This is a genomic window from Ruegeria sp. AD2(2025) (assembly GCF_056542385.1).
Genome location: NZ_JBQFZS010000001.1, coordinates 540,092 through 560,965, shown reverse-complemented (window position 1 = coordinate 560,965; position 20,874 = coordinate 540,092). Strand labels below are relative to the sequence as shown.

24 protein-coding genes are annotated in these 20,874 nt (G+C 60.5%); 9 read left to right on the top strand and 15 right to left on the bottom strand.

What is annotated here, in order from left to right; all coding sequences use genetic code 11:
- Positions 1-152: 152 nt before the first annotated feature.
- On the bottom strand, positions 153-1,523 hold the full coding sequence (locus ACR1XV_RS02760) for a DNA-packaging protein (protein ID WP_480529286.1): 1,371 nt from the start codon (positions 1,521-1,523) through the stop codon (positions 153-155).
- Between the two features lie 433 nt (positions 1,524-1,956).
- Complete coding sequence (locus ACR1XV_RS02755) at positions 1,957-2,331, bottom strand: VOC family protein (RefSeq protein WP_480528758.1); 375 nt, start codon at positions 2,329-2,331, stop codon at positions 1,957-1,959.
- A gap of 51 nt (positions 2,332-2,382) precedes the next feature.
- On the opposite strand from ACR1XV_RS02755, the gene ACR1XV_RS02750 reads away from it, so the two are divergent.
- Entirely contained in the window at positions 2,383-2,904 is a 522-nt protein-coding gene (locus ACR1XV_RS02750; protein WP_480528757.1) for a winged helix-turn-helix transcriptional regulator, read from the top strand.
- A gap of 297 nt (positions 2,905-3,201) precedes the next feature.
- On the top strand, positions 3,202-4,461 hold the full coding sequence (locus ACR1XV_RS02745; protein ID WP_480528756.1) for a DEAD/DEAH box helicase: 1,260 nt from the start codon (positions 3,202-3,204) through the stop codon (positions 4,459-4,461).
- Between the two features lie 32 nt (positions 4,462-4,493).
- Here the strand turns inward: ACR1XV_RS02745 and ACR1XV_RS02740 are convergent, their stop codons facing one another.
- From ACR1XV_RS02740 to fabD, 10 genes are all read right to left on the bottom strand, one after another.
- The gene (locus ACR1XV_RS02740) at positions 4,494-5,345 is read right to left on the bottom strand and encodes a CopD family protein (RefSeq protein WP_480528755.1); all 852 of its coding nucleotides are present in this window, start codon (positions 5,343-5,345) and stop codon (positions 4,494-4,496) included.
- 3 nt (positions 5,346-5,348) lie between these two features.
- Positions 5,349-5,693, bottom strand: coding sequence for a copper resistance CopC family protein (locus ACR1XV_RS02735; protein WP_480528754.1), 345 nt, complete (start codon positions 5,691-5,693; stop codon positions 5,349-5,351).
- A 19-nt stretch (positions 5,694-5,712) separates the two neighbouring features.
- On the bottom strand, positions 5,713-6,138 hold the full coding sequence (locus tag ACR1XV_RS02730; protein ID WP_480528753.1) for a c-type cytochrome: 426 nt from the start codon (positions 6,136-6,138) through the stop codon (positions 5,713-5,715).
- Between the two features lie 216 nt (positions 6,139-6,354).
- Positions 6,355-7,509: an endolytic transglycosylase MltG gene (mltG, locus tag ACR1XV_RS02725; protein WP_480528751.1), complete on the bottom strand. Its 1,155-nt coding sequence runs from the start codon at positions 7,507-7,509 to the stop codon at positions 6,355-6,357.
- Positions 7,510-8,775, bottom strand: coding sequence for a beta-ketoacyl-ACP synthase II (gene fabF, locus ACR1XV_RS02720; protein ID WP_480528750.1), 1,266 nt, complete (start codon positions 8,773-8,775; stop codon positions 7,510-7,512).
- Positions 8,776-8,984: 209 nt separating this feature from the next.
- Positions 8,985-9,728, bottom strand: a complete 744-nt coding sequence (locus ACR1XV_RS02715; RefSeq protein ID WP_480528749.1) for a 1-(5-phosphoribosyl)-5-[(5-phosphoribosylamino)methylideneamino]imidazole-4-carboxamide isomerase — start codon at positions 9,726-9,728, stop codon at positions 8,985-8,987.
- 123 nt (positions 9,729-9,851) lie between these two features.
- Complete coding sequence (locus ACR1XV_RS02710) at positions 9,852-10,391, bottom strand: GNAT family N-acetyltransferase (protein WP_480528748.1); 540 nt, start codon at positions 10,389-10,391, stop codon at positions 9,852-9,854.
- A 142-nt stretch (positions 10,392-10,533) separates the two neighbouring features.
- The gene (locus tag ACR1XV_RS02705; protein ID WP_008756330.1) at positions 10,534-10,767 is read right to left on the bottom strand and encodes an acyl carrier protein; all 234 of its coding nucleotides are present in this window, start codon (positions 10,765-10,767) and stop codon (positions 10,534-10,536) included.
- A 208-nt stretch (positions 10,768-10,975) separates the two neighbouring features.
- A complete protein-coding gene (fabG, locus tag ACR1XV_RS02700; protein ID WP_480528747.1) occupies positions 10,976-11,713 on the bottom strand; it encodes a 3-oxoacyl-[acyl-carrier-protein] reductase in 738 nt (245 codons plus the stop codon).
- Between the two features lie 41 nt (positions 11,714-11,754).
- Entirely contained in the window at positions 11,755-12,693 is a 939-nt protein-coding gene (gene fabD, locus ACR1XV_RS02695; RefSeq protein ID WP_480528745.1) for an ACP S-malonyltransferase, read from the bottom strand.
- Positions 12,694-12,866: 173 nt separating this feature from the next.
- On the opposite strand from fabD, the gene ACR1XV_RS02690 reads away from it, so the two are divergent.
- Positions 12,867-14,093 carry a cytochrome b/b6 domain-containing protein gene (locus ACR1XV_RS02690; RefSeq protein WP_480528744.1) on the top strand — a complete coding sequence of 409 codons (1,227 nt, stop codon included), beginning with the start codon at positions 12,867-12,869 and terminating at the stop codon, positions 14,091-14,093.
- A gap of 53 nt (positions 14,094-14,146) precedes the next feature.
- Here ACR1XV_RS02690 and ACR1XV_RS02685 read toward each other — a convergent pair whose 3' ends face one another.
- On the bottom strand, positions 14,147-14,719 hold the full coding sequence (locus ACR1XV_RS02685) for a YceI family protein (RefSeq protein ID WP_480528743.1): 573 nt from the start codon (positions 14,717-14,719) through the stop codon (positions 14,147-14,149).
- 126 nt (positions 14,720-14,845) lie between these two features.
- Positions 14,846-15,355, bottom strand: a complete 510-nt coding sequence (locus tag ACR1XV_RS02680; RefSeq protein WP_480528742.1) for a hypothetical protein — start codon at positions 15,353-15,355, stop codon at positions 14,846-14,848.
- A gap of 279 nt (positions 15,356-15,634) precedes the next feature.
- Between ACR1XV_RS02680 and rpsF the strand changes: the two genes are divergently transcribed.
- From rpsF to ACR1XV_RS02650, 6 genes are all read left to right on the top strand, one after another.
- Complete coding sequence (gene rpsF / locus ACR1XV_RS02675) at positions 15,635-15,988, top strand: 30S ribosomal protein S6 (protein WP_039529890.1); 354 nt, start codon at positions 15,635-15,637, stop codon at positions 15,986-15,988.
- 27 nt (positions 15,989-16,015) lie between these two features.
- Entirely contained in the window at positions 16,016-16,243 is a 228-nt protein-coding gene (gene rpsR / locus ACR1XV_RS02670; protein WP_005608650.1) for a 30S ribosomal protein S18, read from the top strand.
- A gap of 12 nt (positions 16,244-16,255) precedes the next feature.
- A complete protein-coding gene (rplI, locus tag ACR1XV_RS02665) occupies positions 16,256-16,876 on the top strand; it encodes a 50S ribosomal protein L9 (protein WP_480528741.1) in 621 nt (206 codons plus the stop codon).
- Positions 16,877-17,027: 151 nt separating this feature from the next.
- Complete coding sequence (locus ACR1XV_RS02660; RefSeq protein ID WP_480528740.1) at positions 17,028-17,510, top strand: transglycosylase SLT domain-containing protein; 483 nt, start codon at positions 17,028-17,030, stop codon at positions 17,508-17,510.
- 232 nt (positions 17,511-17,742) lie between these two features.
- Positions 17,743-18,444 carry an autoinducer binding domain-containing protein gene (locus ACR1XV_RS02655; protein ID WP_480528739.1) on the top strand — a complete coding sequence of 234 codons (702 nt, stop codon included), beginning with the start codon at positions 17,743-17,745 and terminating at the stop codon, positions 18,442-18,444.
- 106 nt (positions 18,445-18,550) lie between these two features.
- Complete coding sequence (locus ACR1XV_RS02650) at positions 18,551-19,405, top strand: acyl-homoserine-lactone synthase (protein WP_480528738.1); 855 nt, start codon at positions 18,551-18,553, stop codon at positions 19,403-19,405.
- Between the two features lie 93 nt (positions 19,406-19,498).
- Here the strand turns inward: ACR1XV_RS02650 and tig are convergent, their stop codons facing one another.
- Positions 19,499-20,830 carry a trigger factor gene (tig, locus tag ACR1XV_RS02645; RefSeq protein WP_480528737.1) on the bottom strand — a complete coding sequence of 444 codons (1,332 nt, stop codon included), beginning with the start codon at positions 20,828-20,830 and terminating at the stop codon, positions 19,499-19,501.
- Between the last annotated feature and the right edge of the window lie 44 nt (positions 20,831-20,874).

The following is a 20,874-nucleotide window of genomic DNA, read 5'->3' as shown; positions in this document are numbered from 1 at the left end:
CCCTTTTTCATAGGCTCAAACGTTACGTCTATAATTCTAACGAACTACTCAGGTATTGGAACCCATCTCCCAAGTTTGTTTTGCGTGATAAGCGCTGGTTATATCATAGCGCTAAAGTCTCTTTGGCGAGCCTTCTTGCGCCTAAAAACCCCTCACAAAGCCCTCACCCTCGGCCTTCTAAACACCCCTGCCGGCCCCACAACCAACTCATGCAGCGCCCAGACCAGCGCGTCGACCCGGTCGGGCGAGCCCTGCCCCTCGAACCCGCGCGCGGTCATCTGGCACATCTGTTCCTCCAGCGCGTCCAGCCCGGCCACATGGTGCACCCGCCCCTGCTCGTACAATGCCGCTACAGGCTCGGCCCGCGCGACCTTTCCGCGCGACGCCCGCACCGCGCGATAAGGCACCAAGGGGTCCACCTGCCGCACCACCTCCTCCACCAGTTGCCCGCCCTGATTGACCTCGGCCACCAGCCGCTCGGCCCCGAATTCATCCATCGCGTCAATCGCCGCCTGCGCCCAGCCCACCGGGCCAACGCCCTGCACCGTGCGGTCGGCCAGCACATAGGCCCGCCAGTCCTCGGGCGCGCCCTGTAGCTGAGCGCCCACGACCACGATCCCGCAAGCATCCGCATCCGCCCCCGCCGTCACCGCCGGGTCCAGCGCCACAACGATGCGATCCAACGCGGGCACCCGCGCGCACCGCGCCGCCTCCAGCATCGAGCCCGTCCACAGCGCGCCCTCAGCATCCGAGAGCAGCACGCCGTCCAACTCCTGCCGCCCCAGCCGTGTTCCGGCATAGCGCGCACGCACCTCTTCCAGAAACGAGTCCGCCAGATTGGCCCGGTTCGCCTCGGTCGGCGCGTGGGTCTGCACGGTCGACGGAGACGCCAGCAAGTCCTTCAAAACCTTCACATTCCGCGGCGTCGTGGTCACACAGACCCGGGGCCGCTCGCCCAAGCGCAACGCAAATTGCAACATATCCCAGGTCTCGCCCGCCTTTTTCCACTTGGCCAACTCATCCACCCAGGCCGCATCAAACTGCGGCCCGCGCAACCCCTCGGGGTCATGCGCCGAAAACGCCTGCGCCTCGGCCCCGTTCGGCCAGACCAGCTTACGTTCTGATGCCTTCCACATGGGCCTGCGATCCGGCGGCGAGCACTGCAATATCCCGCTATCGCCAAAGATCATCACATCGCGCACCTGATCAAAGGTCTCACCGACCAAAGCCACGCGACTCGCCTCGCCGCGATCCAACGGCAAAGACCCCTCGACCATCGACCGCACCCACTCGGCCCCGGCGCGCGTCTTGCCAGCCCCACGGCCCCCCATGATCACCCATGAACGCCAGTCGCCTTCGGGCGGCAACTGATGCGGCAGCGCCCAGAACTCGAACAGAAAAGGGAGGGCGCACAGCCCTCCCTCCCCGATCTCACTCAGAAACCTGTCCTGCACCGCAGCAGGCGCGGAGGCGAGCCAGCCTGCACCCGATCTCAGATCGTGCCCGATCAAGGTCGAGCGCATAACCCCCTTGGGCAATTCCGGCTTGTCTGTGATGTTGTTCGACAAAGCTTGTCTCCACTTTCTGGCAACTGCGGATCAGCCCCTCTAGCTGACCCAGTTGCTTGCCTGTTCCGGCAAGGTCTGCATCCTCCCCGGCACCGATCTGTTTTCGCAGTTCTTCCGCTGCCTGGCGCAGATCGCGAATGGACCGTTCAAGCGACTGCAACAAATCAGCCGTCTGAGAAATCCGCTCTTCCGGGGTAATCAAAGTCATGTTTGGCTATTGACCTCATGCGTGAGTTTTTCCGCACGAGAGAAACGAAAAACGGCCACCGGGTCGCCCCGGGGCCGTTGCCCACTTCTTCTAGCATGACATAAGGGATACGTGATTAAGTCCGCAAAGTCAATGTGTTACGCAACAGGTGCGCAACAGGCACAGTACGGTATGTTAATATCAACCGCCGGTCAAATCCTGCGCCAGCATCATCGCGTTCTTGTCGGGGTCATAGAAGGTGGCGGTGCTGACCATACCTTCGACCGTCGCCGTCGGGCCATCAAACGCCACCCCTGCGGCCTCCAACGCGCCCCGCGCCGTGGCGATATCTCCAACCTCGTAAACCGGAACGCAGTTGCCCGGCGTCGGTTCTGCCTGCTCTCCCAAACCCAAGGTCACGCCGTCGACATTGGTGCGCATCTCGCTCCACCCCGCTTCGTCGATGTGGTGGACAAGCTCGAACCCGAGCATGTCGCGATACCAATCCGCGCTGGCGTGACGGTCCCGAACCGAAATCGCGAATGTGATCGTGTTTTTCAATGAAACGAGCGGCATCGATCTTCCCTTCATATTAAAATATAGTTACTATACTTTATGGACATTAACTTGCTTGTCAAGCTGACTGCACGCGCATGGTCACTGAACATCCTGGCCCTGATGCACGCGGGCGTTCCCGGCCGTCAGGCGCCCTTGCTCGCCCGGACCAGCGCCAGCCGAACGGCCTTCGCGGCAAGCCTCGACCATCTCGTCCAACTCGGCCTGATCGAAAGAAACCCCGGACATGGCCACCCCCTGCGCCCCGAATTCCGCCTCACCGCCACCGGGACCCAAGCCGCACGGATCGCCCACGCGGTCGTCAAAGTCGCGCCCGCAGACGCCAACAAGCTTCTCCGCAAATCCTGGACCGTACCTATCCTGGCCCTGACCGGCACCCCGCACCGCTTTTCAGCCATCAAATCGGATCTGACCACCATCACTGACCGCGCCCTGTCCTCGTCCCTGCATCAGCTCGAGGATCACAACTGGATCAGGCGCGATATCGAGACCTCGGGGCGGATGCCCTTCCCCACTTATTGCGCAGTGAACACCGGGCTTGCGGTCCATCAGGCGGTCGGACTGAGGCACTAGGCGCTGCAGCGTCCTGAAGACAGCACTCAGAAAACACCACCCGACAGCTTGACAAATCCCCGCCCAACCCGCATGTGCCCTGTCAAGCAGCGCTGCCGCGTGAGCATTCGGGCCGTCGATATGGCCCCACAGCGCCCGATTCACCCACAGTTCCCCATCACGCAGGGTTCTTGACGCGACGACCGGATGCAGCAGGAGCCGCCTGCCCGTCCCGAGGTCTCGCACAACCCCTGCCGGTCGCGGATGCGGTCGTTTTGCCCCCTGCGCCGACGCAAGGGGGCCACAAAGGATAGTTATTTGTTCGACTTCGACATGCTGGGCCTCGCGCCCGCACTCAACGACGCGCTGAAACGCGCCAATTTCACCCAACCCACCCCGATCCAGAACCAGGCGATCCCGCTGGCGCTGAACGGGCATGACATCATGGGCCTCGCCCAGACGGGCACCGGCAAGACGCTGGCCTTTGGGCTGCCGCTGATCGACCACCTGCTGGCACAGCCCGGCAAGCCCGATCCCAAAACCGCCAAGGCGCTGATCCTTGCGCCGACCCGAGAACTGGTCAACCAGATCGCCGACAGCCTGCGCAACCTGACCAAGGGCACCAAACTGCGCGTCGCGACCGTGGTCGGTGGCCAGTCGATCAACAAGCAGATCATGTTCCTGTCGCGCGGCACCGACATTCTGGTCGCCACGCCGGGCCGTCTGATCGACCTTATGGATCGCAAGGCCGTCGACCTCAGCGCGGTCCGCCATCTGGTGCTGGATGAGGCTGACCAGATGCTCGACATGGGCTTCATCCACGCCCTGCGCCGCATCGCGCCGGAACTGGGCACGCCGCGCCAGACCATGCTGTTCTCGGCCACCATGCCCAAGCAGATGGAAGAACTCAGCCGCGCCTATCTGACCAACCCGCAGCGGGTTCAGGTCTCGCCTCCCGGCAAGGCCGCCGACAAGATCACCCAATCGATCCACTTTGTCGAAAAGCCCGCGAAACCCGCCAAACTGCGCGAGATCCTCTCGGCTGATCCCGACGCCCTGACACTGGTCTTTTCGCGCACCAAACACGGGGCGGAAAAGCTGATGAAGGGCCTTGTCGCAGATGGCTTCAACGCGGCCTCGATCCACGGCAACAAAAGCCAGGGCCAGCGCGATCGCGCGATCAAGGCCTTCCGCGCGGGTGAGGTCACCATCCTCGTCGCAACCGATGTCGCCGCGCGTGGCATCGACATTCCCGGCGTGGCTTATGTGATCAACTATGACCTGCCCGAGGTGCCCGATAACTATGTCCACCGCATCGGCCGCACCGCCCGCGCCGGGCGCGAGGGCGAGGCCATCGCCTTCTGCTCGGCGGAAGAAGTCGATCTGCTGATTCAGATTCAGAAGCTGATGAAGATCGAAATCCCCGTGGCCAGCGGTACCCAGCCCGAGGCGATCACGCCCAAGAAAACCGCCCGCCGTCCGCAAAACCGCCGCCGTGGCCCCAAGCCCCAGAACGGCGGCGCAGCCAAACCCGCGGGCCAGAAACGCCGCCGTCCCCGTCGCCCCAAAGCGGCCTGACGGATTGGATCAGAGGGGGGCGCCCCCTCTGATCAATGCACATTCGGCAGCGTCAGAGCGGTGGTCAGCATCGCCGTCGCCAGCAAAATCAAAGCGATCATGGCTCCCTCGGCCCTGATCACCCGCGCCAGATCCCGCGCCGCCGTGCGGTTCCCCGCGCGCAATCCGGGCACAAAGATCAGCTTGTTCAGCGCCGCCAGCGCCAGCAGAACAGCGACCAAAGCCACCTTGAGCAACAACATCTGCCCATAGCCCGTCGTCAACAGCGCCGTCAGCGATCCGGTCAGAGCATAAGCCATATAGCCGCCAACCAGCAGCAGCAGCGGTACAAACACCATGGCAACCCTTCCAAACCGCTCACCCAGATCCGCCGCCTGCGCCACGTCAGGACCAGCCGCCCGCTGATGCAAAGGCACCAGAATGCCAAACCATAGCGCCGCGCAGATCAGATGCAGAAGAAGGCCATAGAACAGCGTGGAACTGCCCCGGTCATATACATGACCGATAACCGCCAGACCGGTGATGGCGCAGACCCCGCCCACGATCTGCAGCCCCCGGGCAAGACGCGCTTGCAACAGCCCAAGCATCAGCAGCACCAGCCCGCCGACCTGCCATCGCAGCGCAGCACCGCTTTGCGTTTGCCACAAAAGACCCAGCATCTCAGGGTCGGTCATGCCGGACACATCCCCCGTCAGCACGCTGCCCTTCAGCGCAAACGACATCACCGCGCCCAGCATCCCCAATCCCGTCAGCCCAGCGGCCCACCGACGCGGAACCTCAAACCGGAACAGCGCCGCGCAGAATACCAGCCCGGCGCCGCCCAGCACCCCGGCATACAGCCCCCATTTGGCCAGAACCGAGGCTATGCTGATCGGATCATCCACCCGTCACTCGACCACAAAACCAAAACTGCCCGTCTGAGGGTGCCCATCATCCCCCAGTCCGCGCCATTCGATCCGGTACTCCCCCGAACCCGCCCCGTCGAAGGGCAGCGTGAACTCGGTCGCAAAGCCGCTTGTCGCGCTCAGGTCAATTGACCCGGACTGATCGTCATCCAACGTCCACTCCACACGGGTCAAACGAATATCCCGCGCAAAAACCAGCGCGACCTCGGCTGGAACGTCCGCAAGGCCCGTACCATCAGCAGGCACCGTCCGCTCCAGCGGCGAATGGGCCAGGGCCATGTTGGCGGTCAACAGAAATGCCAGCGCCGCTGTGATTTTACCCATCATACCAGACCCTTCTGTCCTGCTAGTTAATACCATTGGCTTGCTGAACCTCCCGAATATAGCGGACAATCATCGTCACATCGCCTCGGGTCAGACCTTCGACCGGGGGCATGTCGCCAAACGGCCAATGGTGCGCCTGTACGCCATGAGCGACCGCACGCTGAAAGCTCTCATCGCCGTGATGGCCCGGCTCATAGATCTTGTGAATCAGCGGCGGCGCGATCCCGTTCTGGCCCACCGCATCTGCACCATGACACACGGCGCACACGGCATCGTAAGCCTTCTTTCCCAACACGGCCTGTTCAGACAGGTCCCCAGGCACCGTAATCTCAACAAGCGCCTCCCCCGCAGCCAGGTCGCCCGGCCCGTCAAGGTCCGTCCCCGTCATCATCCAATATCCGACACCCAAAGCGGCAGCGACAGCAACCGTGATCACAACTATCTTCATGCGAACCTCATTCATCTTGCCAACCCCCGATAGGGTTTCCAGCAGATGGAAGGTCAAGACGATCCGACAACCCGTCCGCAGATTTCTGAGATGCCGCGCATTGAGCAGGCGCAGAGCTGCTGTTCAAGCGTCGTCAGGACAGCAGATACAGGTTGTACGAACCGAACAAATCACCGTCCGGCGCATGTACAAAACGAAAGAAACGGGCCGCGCGGTTCAGTTGCCTGAATTCCGCTCGGCCTCGATCTCGCGCCACTTGGCGACGTTGCGATTATGCTCTTGCAGCGTCTCGGCGAAAGCATGACCTCCGGTGCCATCGGCGACGAAGAACACGAAATTCGTATCGTCCGGTGCCACAGCAGCCTCAAGGCTGGCCAGCCCCGGATTCGCAATCGGGGTCGGCGGCAGACCGTCGATCACATAAGTGTTCCAAGGCGTTACACGGCGAAGCTCACTCCGCCGCAAGCCGCGACCCAGCGTGCCTTGACCCTTGGTGACACCGTAGATCACGGTCGGGTCCGTCTGCAATTTCATGCCTTGATTCAAGCGGTTAACGAAAACGCTGGCCACCTGACCGCGCTCTCCGGGTACGCCTGTCTCTTTTTCGATGATCGAAGCCAGGATCAGCATCTCTTCGGGGCTGTTCAGAGGCAGCCCTTCCCGACGCCCCTCCCATGCAGCATTGATCCTAAGCTGCTGTTTTTGCTGCATATCCGTTAGAATTTCGTTCCGATCCTCACCGGGCGTGACCTCATAACTGTCCGGTGCCAACATCCCTTCGGCGGGCAGTTCAGCAACCTCTCCGGTCAGCAGGTCCATCGCCTTCAGCGCCTCAACAACCTGCCAGCTGGTCACACCCTCGGCCAGAGAAATACGATAACGGGTATCCGCCGCACCGCGTTTTTCTCCATATATTTCAGGCGCTTCTTCGCTGACATCGAAAGACGCAACTTCGATGAAATCCAGCGTCGCCGGGTCCAGCTCGCGCACGCGGGTCTGCATCCGGGTCACACCGATGCGGTATTCGATCTCGGTTCCGCAGGTGCTGGCGCCGCTGTGGGTAATCTCGTCGATGATCTGCTCCATCGACGAGCCCTCGCGCACCAGAAAGCTGCCCGCTTTCAACTGCTGAGATTTATCAGTGTAATCAGAGGCTAAGCGGAAAATCAGACCGCTGCTGATCGCGCCCTGATCCTCGAGATCGCGGCTGACCCGGGTCATGTTCGAGCCCGGTTTCACCTGCAGACAGATCGCAGTTTCTAGCGGGCCGTCAGACTTGTATTGCGACTGCCCCCACAGGACGACACCGCCCAACAGGAAAAGGCCGACCACCAGAATGGTCAGCGCATTCGACGCCAGGGCCCGCCACATTTAGTTGACCTTTCCGAAGATCACACTAGCGTTAGTGCCGCCGAACCCGAATGAATTCGACAGGGCCACGTTGATCTCACGCTCGCGCTTGGCATTCGGGGCCAGATCAATCGGTGTTTCAACCGCCGGATTGTCCAGGTTGATCGTCGGCGGTGCCACCTGATCGCGGATCGCAAGGATCGAGAAAATCGCCTCAATCGCGCCAGCAGCCCCCAGCAGGTGACCGGTGGCCGACTTGGTCGAGGTCATGGTCGCGTTGCTGGCATGATCGCCCAGCAGACGCTCAACCGCGCCCAGTTCAATCGTGTCCGCCATGGTCGAGGTGCCATGCGCGTTGATATAATCCAGATCCTTCGGCTCAAGCCCTGCGCTGCGCAGCGCGGCTTTCATCGACCGCTCGGCCCCGTCGCCATCCTCGGACGGCGCAGTAATGTGGTAAGCATCGCCCGACATGCCATAGCCCAGCACCTCGGCGTAAATCTTCGCACCGCGCGCCTTGGCGTGTTCGTAATCCTCAAGCACCACGATGCCCGAGCCCTCGCCCATGACAAAGCCGTCACGGTCAATGTCATAAGGGCGACTGGCCTTTTTCGGGTCGTCAGCATATTTCGTAGACAGCGCCTTGCACGAGTTGAAACCGGCAATGCCGATCTCGCAGATGCAGCCCTCGCCGCCGCCCGCGATCATGACATCCGCATCGCCCGAACGGATGATCCGGCTGGCATCGCCAATCGCATGGGCGCCGGTCGAACAGGCCGTCACGACCGAATGGTTCGGCCCCTTGAAGCCAAACCGGATCGAGACCTGGCCCGAGGCCAGGTTGATCAGCGCGCCGGGAATAAAGAACGGCGATACGCGGCGCGGGCCCTTGTCGCGGATCAGGTTCGCAGTCTCGGCAATCGAACCCAGACCACCGATTCCCGAACCGATCAGTACGCCCGTGCGCAGACGGTCTTCTTCGTCCTCAGGCAGCCAGTTCGCGTCCTTGCAGGCCATCTCGGCCGCCGCGATAGAATAAAGAATGAAATCCTCGATCTTGCGCTGCTCTTTCGGCGGCATCCAGTCATCGGGGTTGAAGGTCCCGTTGGTGCCATCGCCGCGCGGGACTTCGCAGGCATAGGTCGTGGTGACGCCGCTTGCTTCGGCATCAAACAGCGTGATGGGGCCTGCGCCGGACTCACCGTCCAACAGACGCGACCATGTTTCCTCGACCCCGCTGGCCAAAGGAGTGACCAATCCCAGACCGGTTACAACGACTCTGCGCATGAAAATGCCTCTTGCCTGCTTCCTGTTATGAGAACCGCTCATACCCCGGCCCGGGGTCCGGGGGCAAGAGCTACGGCGGATTCTGACCGGGCATCATATCGCTCATGAGGCACTGTCGGCCCTGTGGGTTTGTTCGCATCCACTCACTGAGCTCAAAAAAAGCCCCTGCTGCAAAGCGGCAGGGGCGGATCTTCTTTGCTTTCGCAGGCTTACTGAAATTCGGCAATCGGCTCGTGAGCGGATTTTGCAACCTCCAGCGCCTCGCTCAGGTCCACGGTCTTGCGGAACAGCGCACGGCCAACGATTGCACCCGAGATGTTCGAGACATAAGCCAGACGCGAGATATCGTCGGTTGTCCGCACGACACCGCTGGCTATGATCGGCGTGCGTGATTTCTCGGCCAGACCCGAGATCAGACCCAGCTGCGCCTCGACATCCTCCATGTCGCTGTCGATATCGGTGACCAGAATGGCGGCGAACGGCGTATCTGCAAACGCTTCGATGAACGCGTCCGGCGTAAAGGCACTCTGGCTGCGCCAGCCTTCGGTCATCACCTGCCCCTGCCATACATCCACGGCCAGCACGATCTGGTCGGGATACAGTTTGGCCAGTTCCTTGACCAGCTGAGGATCCCAGGCCGCCAGCGTCCCGATCACGATTCGGCCCGCGCCCTTGTTGATCCAGTATTCGACATGTTCGCGGGTGCGCATACCGCCGGCCAGTTGTACCGGCATTTCGGCTGACCGAATGATCTCTTCAACCAGTTCGGAGTTGGTATCGCGCCCTTCGATGGCGTCAAAATCTGTCAGATGCATCCACTCGGCACCCGCCGCGGACCAGCTGCGCGCGGTTTCCACCGGGTTCACATGCCAGATCATCGCCTCGTCCAGACGGCCTTTGTCCAGCGTCACGCACCGGCCGTTCTGCAACTCCATCGTGGGGTAAATCCTCATGAGCCAACTCCTCCGCTCAATCCTTTGGCAATTCCACGATAGCATATCGCCGCCCCATACCCCATCCTTTCACAGGATCGGCACAGTAAATGCTGTTTGCGGCATTGCAGCGCTGGATGCGTTTCACGCCCGTGCCGGAGGGCCATCCCGGCGAAACAGATGAACCGCTGTGTCGTGGTATTCCGCCTCGCGCAACAGCTTGTATCCAAGCTTTTCGGCCAATCGGCGCGAGGCAGCGTGATCGACATCGATCAGCGCAACCAGCGGACCGGGAATAACTCTGTCGAACCAGTCATGTGCGGCCTGCGCGGCCTCGTGCCCATAACCTTGCCCCTGCATTTCCGGGGCCAGAACCCACCCGGCCTCGGGGAAGCCGTCGAAATCCTCGCCCAGCGACCGGTTGCCGTAAAAGAACCCGGCCTGCCCGATCAAAGAGCGATTCGACTGCAGCATCACGCCCCATTGCCCGAATCCGGTCATCTGCCAGTGCCCAGCATTGCGCAGAAACGAATCCCATGCCTCGCCGCGTGTTTTTGGGGTGCCGCCGATATGGCGCACAACATCCGGGTCGCGCCAGATCTCGGCGAACCGGTTGAAATCTTCGGGTCGCATCGCACACAGGGTCAGACGCGCCGTGTTGATCATCGGGGTGGATCTTATCATGCCCTTGCCCGCTCAGAATTTTTGCCTCGGGGCTCAGAGTGCGGAGCGTAACCCCCTTGGGGCAAGTGCGAATTGCGGCAAGGCACAAAAAAACGGCGCCTCCGTTGCCCGGAAGCGCCGCTTTTGTCTCAGAACGATAAGCTTAGGAAGCTTCGCTGATGAATTTGACGGCGTCGCCAAAGGTCTGGATGGTCTCGGCTGCGTCATCAGGGATTTCGATGCCGAACTCTTCTTCGAACGCCATTACCAGCTCAACGGTGTCCAGGCTGTCTGCGCCCAGATCGTCGATGAACGAGGCGTTTTCAGCAACCTTGTCCTCTTCCACACCCAGATGCTCAACAACGATCTTCTTAACGCGATCTGCGACGTCGCTCATGTCTATTCCTCATTTCAATTTCAGGGCGATCCGCCCGGTTCTGCCCTTGCCCGATGGGGTTGGCCTTGATGTGCCCGTTCGGGCGGTTTGCGTCCCGGGACCCGGGAAAGTAGAAGGCCGACCTAAACGACCGGCCTTGGATTCATGCGCCGCCTATAACACAGACAACGCGCAAGGCAAACGCTTTCGCATCTGCCCTGACTCGCGCTCACAACATGGCCATGCCGCCGTTCACATGCAAGGTGGCTCCGGTAACATAACCGGCCTCGGGGCTTGCAAGATACAGAACGGCTGCGGCAATTTCCAACGGATCGCCCATGCGCCCTGCCGGCACCTGCGTCAGGAGGCCCGACTTCTGATCGTCGGTCAGCTTGTCGGTCATGGCCGTGGTGATAAAGCCCGGTGCGACGGCATTTGCCGTAATCCCGCGGCTTGCCACCTCACAGGCTATCGATTTGGTCATCCCGACCATACCCGCCTTTGAGGCCGCATAGTTCACCTGCCCCGGATTGCCCGTCGCGCCCACGATGGAAGAGATATTGATGATCCGCCCCCAGCGCGCCTTCATCATGCCCCGCAGCACACCCCTGCACAGCATGGCGGTGGCGGTCAGGTTCACGTCGATCACGCTCTGCCATTCCTCGTCCGACATGCGCATGAACAGGTTGTCGCGCGTGATGCCGGCGTTGTTGACCAGAATATCAACCGATCCCATCGCCTCGGTCGCCTGTTTTGGCAGCTCTGCAACGGCCTCCATATCGCCGAGATTGCACGGCAGAACATGCGCACGTTCGCCCAGTTCCGCCGCCAGCGCCTGCAGCGGCTCGACCCGTGTGCCCGACAAACCGACCGTAGCCCCAGCACCATGCAGCGCCCGCGCAATGTCGCCACCGATACCACCAGAGGCCCCGGTGATCAGGGCATTCTTTCCCGTCAAATCAAACATTTCCAGTCCTTCCCTCGCCCCAGAGCTGGGCGGTTTATCCGTTATGCGCCGTCACCGGTCACTTTTTTCACGTCGTCCGGCGAGCCGACCGCCTGGCATGCAAGGGCGCGATCAATCTTGCGGATCATGCCGGACAAAGCCTTGCCCGCACCAATCTCCCACGCCTCGGTCACGCCTTGTGCGACCATGTACTGAACGCTTTCGCGCCACCGCACCGAGCCCGTGACCTGCTCGACCAGCAACTGACGGATCACATCCGGGTCGGTCACCGCCTCGGCGCGCACATTCGCGACCAGCGGCACGGCAGGAGCCTTGATTTCAACAGCAGACAAAGCCTCTGCCATTACATCTGCAGCAGGTTGCATCAGCGCACAGTGAAATGGAGCACTTACCGGCAACATAACCGCGCGTTTGGCGCCTTTTTCTTTCGCGATCTCAGCCGCACGCTCGACGGCGGCCTTCGCTCCCGACACCACGACCTGCGTCGGGTCGTTATCATTGGCGGCCTGACAGACCTCGCCCTGCGCGGCTTCTTCGGCAACGGCGCGCACCGCTTCGAGGTCCAGCCCCAGAATCGCAGCCATCGCGCCCTGGCCTACCGGCACGGCGCTTTGCATCGCCTGCCCACGGGTGCGCAGCAGGCGCGCGGTATCGGCCAAGGACAGTGCCCCGGCCGCGGCCAGTGCGGAATATTCACCCAGCGAGTGCCCCGCCACAAAAGACGCCATCGAGATCGAGGCCCCCTCGGCCTCGAGCGCGCGCATCGCCGCCATCGAGGTCGCCATCAGCGCGGGCTGCGCATTCTGCGTCAGGGTCAGATCGGCAATATCACCGTCCCAGATCAGATCGCTCAGCTTTTCGCCCAGGGCTTCGTCGACCTCATCAAATACGGCGCGGGCAGCGGGATATGCCTCGGCCAAGGCCTTGCCCATGCCGATGGTCTGGGCGCCCTGCCCGGGGAAAACAAACGCGCGTGTCATTGGTGCCTCTTGCGTGATGTCAGGTTGCGGCGGGGTGTAAACCGACTGACGTCGCGGCACAAGCATTGCCTGCGTTCTGCGCTAGGACACCTTTGCTGTGCATTTCTCTGCCTTGTGTCCGCAGGCCATCCCTTTAACCTGTCGCCAGCGCAGCAAAAACAGAGAGCCCGCCCATGCCCCTGACGAACACCCCTGCCAGCTATGGCGGCGTCACCAAGACGTTTCACTGGCTGACCGCCCTGCTTATCCTGACCGCGCTGCCGCTGGGCTGGTTCGCCAACGATCTGGCCCACGCGATCTATGATCCGAACATCGCTACGACCGAGGATGACATCGCCCGCGCCGCCCGCCTGTTTTCGCTGCACAAAACCGTCGGGGTTACCGTGTTCTTCGTAGCCCTTGCCCGAATCCTCTGGGCGCTGACGCAGACCAAGCCCGGCCTGCTGAACGCCGACAACAAGCCCGAGGCTTTTGCCGCCGAGACCGTGCACTGGCTGCTTTACGGCTCGCTGGTTCTGGTGCCGCTTACGGGTTGGATACACCACGCCGCAGCCGAAGGCTTTGCCCCGATCCTGTGGCCCTTTGGTCAGAACCTGCCTCTGGTGCCGAAATCCGCAGCCGTTGCCGAGTTCACCGCCAGCCTGCATTGGCTGTTCGTCTGGATACTGGGCGGGTCGCTGGTGCTGCATATCATGGGCGCGCTGAAACACCATGTCGTCGACAAAGACAGCACCCTGCGCCGGATGCTGCCCGGAGACGCACATGCCCCCGAGCCCCCCGCGCAGCATCACTCGGCCGCCCCCGCACTCGCGGCGCTGGCAGTCTGGATGGCGGTATTGGGCGGCGGCTGGTCTATCGGCATCTTCTCGCACCATTCGGACGCGGCCACCGACACCGCCGAACTGACCGAGGTGCAATCAGACTGGCAGGTTCAGGACGGATCGCTGTCGATCACCATCACCCAGCTGGGCAGCCCCGTCACCGGCAGCTTTGCCGACTGGACCGCCGCGATTGCGTTTGACGAACCCGCAGAGCCCGGGCTGGCGGGGTCGGCGGATGTGACCATCGCTATCGGCTCGCTCAGCCTCGGCACCGTTGCGGAACAGGCGATGGGGGCGGATTTCTTCGACAACACCCAGTTTCCAACCGCGCAGTTCAAAGCGGATCTCTTCAAGACTGAAACCGGGTACGAGGCGCGTGGGCCGCTGACCATCAAGGGTACAGCGCTGGACATCGTGCTGCCGTTTACGCTTGAGGTCGAAGGCAACACCGCCCGCGCGGCGGGGTCGGTCGACCTGAACCGGCTGGATTTCAACGTCGGCACATCCCAACCCAAAGAGGATTCGCTGGGTTTTGCCGTCACGGTCGCCATCGACCTCACCGCGACCCGCGGCGAATAAAAAACCGCCGGAGGGGATGCCTCCGGCGGTCTGACTCACCTGTCGGCGATGCCTTAGTCGGCTTTCTGCGCCTCGACCGAGATACGCACTTCGACCTCATCGCCGACGAACGGTGCGAACTGGCCCAGATCGAAATCGCTGCGCACCAGCGTGGTGGTGGCGTCAAAACCGGCCCAGGGCTTGCCCGCCATCGGGTGCTCGCCCACCTGGTTCAGCTTGGCGTCCAGAACCACCGACTTGGTGACGCCGTTCATGGTCAGATCACCAGTGATGTTGGCCGTGTTCTCGCCCGTCACCTCGATACCGGTCGAGGTGAAGGTGACCAGATCGCCCTCGGCTGCGCCAAAGAAATCCTCGGTCATGAAGTGATCTTCGCGCGGCTTCCAGCCTGTGATCATTTCGATCACCGGCATCGACACATTCACGCTTGAGGCGGCGGGATCTTCCTGATCGAACAGAATTTCGCCCTCAAAACCCGAGAACATGCCGGTGGTGGTCGAAAAACCAAGGTGGTTATAGCTGAAGATGACCTGGCTGTGGCTGGGGTCCAGAACGTATTTTTCGGCGCTCGCAAAGGCTGTGGTCGCCGAAACGGCCAGTGCAGCAGCAAGAAGGGTGGATTTCATGACAATCTCCGCAATGTTGGTGTTGCAAACCGTGTGGGTTGCTCACCAACAAAAATGTGCCGCCCAAGGGCGGCACACAAGTTTTTTTGATTCACAAACTCTGTTCCTTTTTGAACAGAATAGAATTCAGGCGAAAATTGTTACGTTTTGGCTAAGTTGGCCTTTCAGCGCTGAGCCGACATCCGCCGATTCCAGCGGCAGCTTCATCAGCAGGCTGCCGTCGACGTCAAACAGTTCGACCTGATCATCGGCAAACCGTGCGCCACCCAGCGACTCGTAGCTGCGGCGCAGAACCGTTTGCGGGCGACCGTTTTCGTTCTTTTGCAGAATGCGAACCTCGCGGCGGATGGGGTCGAAATAGGCATCGGGGCGGGCATCCATCACATCGATGGTCAGCAGGCTGACACCAACGATCAGGAACATCAGCGACGCCACCAGCTTGATCGGCCAGACCTCGGCCCCCATGACCGAACCGGGCATCAGCCACATCGAGAAGGCGGACAGGATGACAAAGGCTCCGACGACACGCAAAAGCACCATGCGGGCACGCCAGTTCGGGGCGAAAGTAATCAGAACCGGAACGGATTTTTCAAAGACCGCGGCGGGCGCTGCTTTTTCAAAGGTATTTGTGTTCATGACGGCCATTGTCCTGCCCTGTCTGTGGTTTTCCAAATGCCCGGGTGTCGCCGGGGTTGAGAACAACCTCGGCTTGAAAAGCGTCAGGAATTGGGCGCGCCAGTGGAAATTGGGCGACTTCACAGGGGCATATGTGGCAGGGCTTGCCCCGCCGTCATAAACGTGTATACGGGGCCATCCTTCGCAAGAGTTATGAATCGCGCAGCCTCTCGTGGCAGGGTCGCGAAGGACCATATGGCCCCGCCTTTGAAATGCGCCTTGATATAAACAGGAGTGCACATGCCACTGTATGAGCATGTAATGATCGCGCGTCAGGATCTGTCCAACGCGCAGGCAGAAAGCCTTGTCGAACATTTCGGCACCGTTCTAGCTGACAACGGCGGCAACGTCGTCGACAGCGAGTACTGGGGCGTCAAGACGATGGCTTACAAAATCAACAAAAACCGCAAAGGTCACTATTCCTTCCTGAAGACCGACGCCCCCGCTGGCGCCGTTCAGGAAATGGAGCGCCTGATGCGCCTGCATGAAGACGTCATGCGCGTTCTGACCATCAAGGTCGACGAGCATGCCGAGGGCCCCTCGGTCCAGATGCAGAAGCGCGATGAGCGCGAAGGCCGCCGCGAGCGCCGTTGATCAACGCCTGACGAAAGGACTTAAACCATGGCCGCAAAACCATTTTTCCGCCGCCGCAAGGTCTGCCCGTTCTCGGGTGAGAACGCGCCGAAAATCGACTACAAAGACACCCGTCTGCTGCAGCGCTACATCTCTGAGCGTGGCAAGATCGTACCTTCGCGCATCACCGCCGTTTCGGCGAAAAAGCAGCGTGAACTGGCCCGTGCTATCAAGCGCGCCCGCTTCCTCGCCCTGCTGCCCTACGCCGTGAAGTAAGGAGAGACTGACATGCAAGTTATCCTGCTGGAACGCGTTGCGAAACTGGGTCAGATGGGCGACGTCGTTGACGTCAAGCCCGGCTATGCCCGCAACTTCCTGCTGCCTCAGGGCAAAGCGCTGAGCGCGTCCGAGTCGAACATCGCCTCGTTCGAAGCCCAGAAAGCGCAGCTTGAGGCCCGCAACCTGGAAACCAAGAAAGAAGCTGAAGCCCTGGCTGAAAAGCTGGACGGTCAGCAGTTCATCGTGATTCGCTCAGCATCGGATGCCGGCGCGCTGTATGGTTCGGTCACCCCGCGTGACGCCGCAGACGCCGCAACCGAGGCTGGTTTCACCGTCGACAAGAAACAGATTGCCCTGATCGCACCAATCAAGGAACTGGGTCTGCACTCGCTGGCAGTCAAACTGCACCCCGAAGTCGAAGTCGAGATCAAGATGAACGTCGCCCGTTCGGAAGAAGAAGCCGAACTGCAGGCATCGGGCAAATCGATTCAGGAACTGGCTGCTGAAGAAGAAGCCGCTGCTGAATTCGAAATCGCCGAACTGTTCGACGATATCGGTTCGGCCGCGTCGGAAGACGAAGATCTGGTTGTCGAGGACGCTCCGGCTGAGGAAGACGAAGCCAAAGCCTGATCGGCGACGCCTTGAACGTATAGGGGGCCGCGCGGTTGCGTGGCCCTTTTTCTTTCGCGATGAAACCGGCAGATTTCAGCCGAACGCCGCGCCGCCCTTGTGATCGGGCAGGCGATCAATATCATCGGCCTTCGCAATCAGGAGCATTTTCATGACCCCTCTCCTTCGCCGTACCGTATTGACTTGGTTGATTATTGCGCCGCTCGCCGCCTGTGGTGGCCCCGACACAGCCAGCCGGGGGGATACGTTCGATCCGCCGCTCTATCCCAATGAAACGCCCGAGTTGCGCGCCTCGATCAATAAATGGGCAGACCACTACGAATTGCCGCGCGAACTGGTGCACAAGCTGGCCATCCGCGAAAGCACCCACCGTCCCTGGGCCGTGAGCCGGCCCTACTACGGACTGCTGCAGATCCTGCCCGCCACCGCCCGCTCGATGGGATATACCGGCAATGCGCAGGGGCTGCTGGATGCTGACACCAATCTGGAATTTGCAGGCAAATACCTGCGTGGCGCATGGCTGCTGTCGGACGGTGATCAGCAACGCGCGATCTTCCTCTATGCCAAGGGCTACTACCCCGAGGCGAAAAAGCGCGGGATGCTGGTTGAGACCGGTTTGGTTCCGGCTGAATGATCCCACATTTGTGGGCTTCATCTTGGCACCAGAGCACAAAAACAGTGACAATTTTGCTGTATTGTCTAAAGCTCAGCCTAAAAGCATAGACGAATGCCCCTATATCTTGTGATACGCTTGAAAATGTGCTGTCGTAATCTTCGCTAGATAAAAGTTGGGTTCACTCTAGGTTAAGTTGCGGGTTCGAAAGCACCACCGGACCATAGTACACACCACAGTCTGTAGGCGAAGAATGGAGATAATCGATCTAAGTACGCTGCCAGGCATCGAAACTCGGTACACCGAGTTTTTGAAACAGGTATGCGACAAGTTTGAAATGGACCATGCAGCCTATGCCGGTATGAACCCGTCAGAGGGCAAAGTTGCTGGCCACGTTACCTACAACGACGATTGGAAAGAGCATTACCAGAAACACGATCTGGTAATGATCGACCCGACCCTGCACGTGGCAAAACGCAGCATTGCGCCGGTTGACTGGAGCCGACTGGAACGCAATCCCAACTTCCAACGCGTCTTTCGGGACGCGCATGATTTTGGCCTTCCCAGTCAAGGGGTTACCATTCCGGTTCGCGGACCCTATGGCGATATCGGCTTTCTGAGCGTAACCCGCGATTGTTCAAAGGAAGAGTGGGCCAAGCTCTATGCTCATGTCATTGGTGACCTTCAGTCCATGGCGGTACATATTCACGACAACGTGATTACATCCGATGAGTTCACCGGAACGCTGTATCATCCGAACCTGTCCACCCGTGAAGCCGAGATTCTTCAGTGGGTCGCAGCAGGGAAGTCGCAGCAGGACATCGGCGATATCCTGTCGATTTCGCACCGCACCGTTGAGGTCCATCTGCGATCCAGTCGCGAAAAGCTTTGCGCTCTGACCACGCCGCAGGCGGTAGGACGCGCCATCGCCGTCGGCCTGATCGGTACGGGTTAGGCCAAAAACAACACAATCTGAACAAAATACGGGAAACCCCCAATAGAATTTCTTCCCCGTCGAGGTAACCTTCTACTTACCGAATGACCACTCGAAGGGGGATGACATGATCATCGTAGTAGATGGGCTGAACAGACACGTGTTCGGCGAAATTCTTGACGAGATGTTCGAGTTAAGAGCACGCGTATTTGGCGAACGTCTTGGCTGGGAAGTAAAAATCGAAGACGGCAAAGAGATCGACGAGTTCGATCATTTGGATCCAACATACGTAATCGGGCTCGACGACGGGGGGAATGTCGTCGCCGCGGTACGTGCCTTGCAGACCACCGGCCCTCATATGCTGGCGGACGTATTCTCGGCCATTTTGGATGGTGAGCCGCCGATCCGAAGTGCGACGCTGTGGGAATCGACCCGCTTCTGCGTCGATACCCAGCGGTTGAAGCGCGGCGTCGGCGAAAACTCGCTGTCTTACGCCACCTGCGAGCTGATGATTGGCTCGCTGGAATATGCGATCAAGGCAGGTGTTCAGGACATCGTGACGGTGATCGACCCCGTGATGGATCGGGTGCTCAAGCGCTCGAACTGTGCCCCGTATGACTATGTCGGGAAGACCGTGCCGATGGGCAAAGTCTCTGCCCTCGCAGCTCTGGTAGACTGCACCCAGGAACGCATCGACAGCCTGCGTGAGTTTGCCGGCATCCACGAGGATGTTTTCCTTGAAGAAGAACAAGCACTTGCTTTGTTCAACAAAAAGAAATCGGCAGAATCCAGTGTTGCAAACCGCAACCATCAGCCGCTGTCCGAGCTTGAGAAGTACTTTGTCGAACAGATGCACGCGGCCCGGTCAGAGGCCGAAGTCAAAGATGTTCTGAAATTGATCGAAGCGCTTTCGGATCGGTTCACCCCCGAACAGAAAACCGCTTTGCTGCGAACCCCCCGTGCTTTAGCTCATGAGGCCTGACCCCCTCACCTCATAGCATAAAGCCACCCAAGCGGAGCCGTCCTTTCCAGACGGCTCCGTATTTTTGTGCCCCCAGTGTTGGGGGAAAGAGGATTACTCCTCTTCCAGCGCCTCAACGGCTTTTTGCAGGTCGTCCTTGCTGACTTCCTTGTCCGCGACCTGAGCCAGCTCGAATACGTAGTCGACGACCTTGTCCTCGAACAGCGGCGCGCGCAGTTGCTGCTGCATCTGGGCGTTCTGCTGGACGAACTCGAAGAACTGGCGTTCCTGACCCGGGTACTGACGCGCCTGGTTCATGATCGCCTGGGTCATCTCGGCATCGGTGACCTCAACCTCGGCCTTCTGACCCAGCTCGGCCAGCAGCAGGCCCAGACGTACGCGGCGTTCGGCCAGCTTGGTGTGCTCTTCGGTGGGCTCGATCGGATCGTGGTCGTGGCCTTCAACGTCGGGGTTTTCCTCGTGCCACAGCTGATGCGCGATCTGCTTGGCCTCGGCCTCGACCAGCGACGGCGGCAGGTCGAACGAAACCTTCTCGTCCAGCGCGTCCAGCAGAGCGCGCTTCATAACCGCGCGCGAGGCACCGGCGTATTCGGCTTCCAGACGCTCGGCGATCTGTTCTTTCAGCGCGGCCAGATCTTCGGCGCCGAATTTCTTGGCCAGCTCATCGTCGACCTCGGCCGCGACGGGTTCCTTCACCTCTTTGATGGTGCAGGTGAAGACCGCGTCCTTACCAGCCAGATGCTCGGCACCGTATTCCTCGGGGAAGGTGACGTTGACGTCTTTCTCTTCCTCGGCCTTCACGCCGACCAGCTGCTCTTCAAAGCCGGGGATGAAGCTGTTCGAGCCCAGAACCAGCGGATAGTCTTCTGCCGAACCGCCTTCGAACTCTTCGCCGTCAACCTTGCCGACAAAGTCGAATACGATCTGGTCGCCGTCCTTGGCCTTGGATCCTTTGCGGCGCGCTTTGAAGTTCTGCGCGGTCTCGGCCAGATTGTTCAGCGCCTCTTCGACGGCGGCGTCATCGGCTTTGACAACCAGCTTCTCCAGTTCGACCGATTTCAGGTCGACCTCGGGGATCGCGGGCAGCGCTTCATAGGACATCTCGACATGCACGTCGTCGCCTTCTTTCCAGTCCTCATTGGTCATCTTGACCTCGGGCTGCAGCGCAGGGCGGTCGCCGCTGTCTTCAAAGTGCTTGTTCATCGCACCGTCGATGGTTTCCTGCATCGCTTCGCCCAGCAGGCGCTGGCCGAACTGCTTTTTCAGCAGCGCCATCGGCACCTTGCCTTTGCGGAAACCCTTCATTTCAACTTCGGGCTGCGCCTCGGTCAGCTTTTCGTTGACCTTGTCGTCCAGCTCGGCTGCGGTCACAACGATGTTGTAGCCGCGTTTCAGACCTTCGTTCAGCGTCTCGGTAACCTGCATTATGGTAGTCCCCATAGGATTCGGGGCGCGCAAAACGGGCGCGC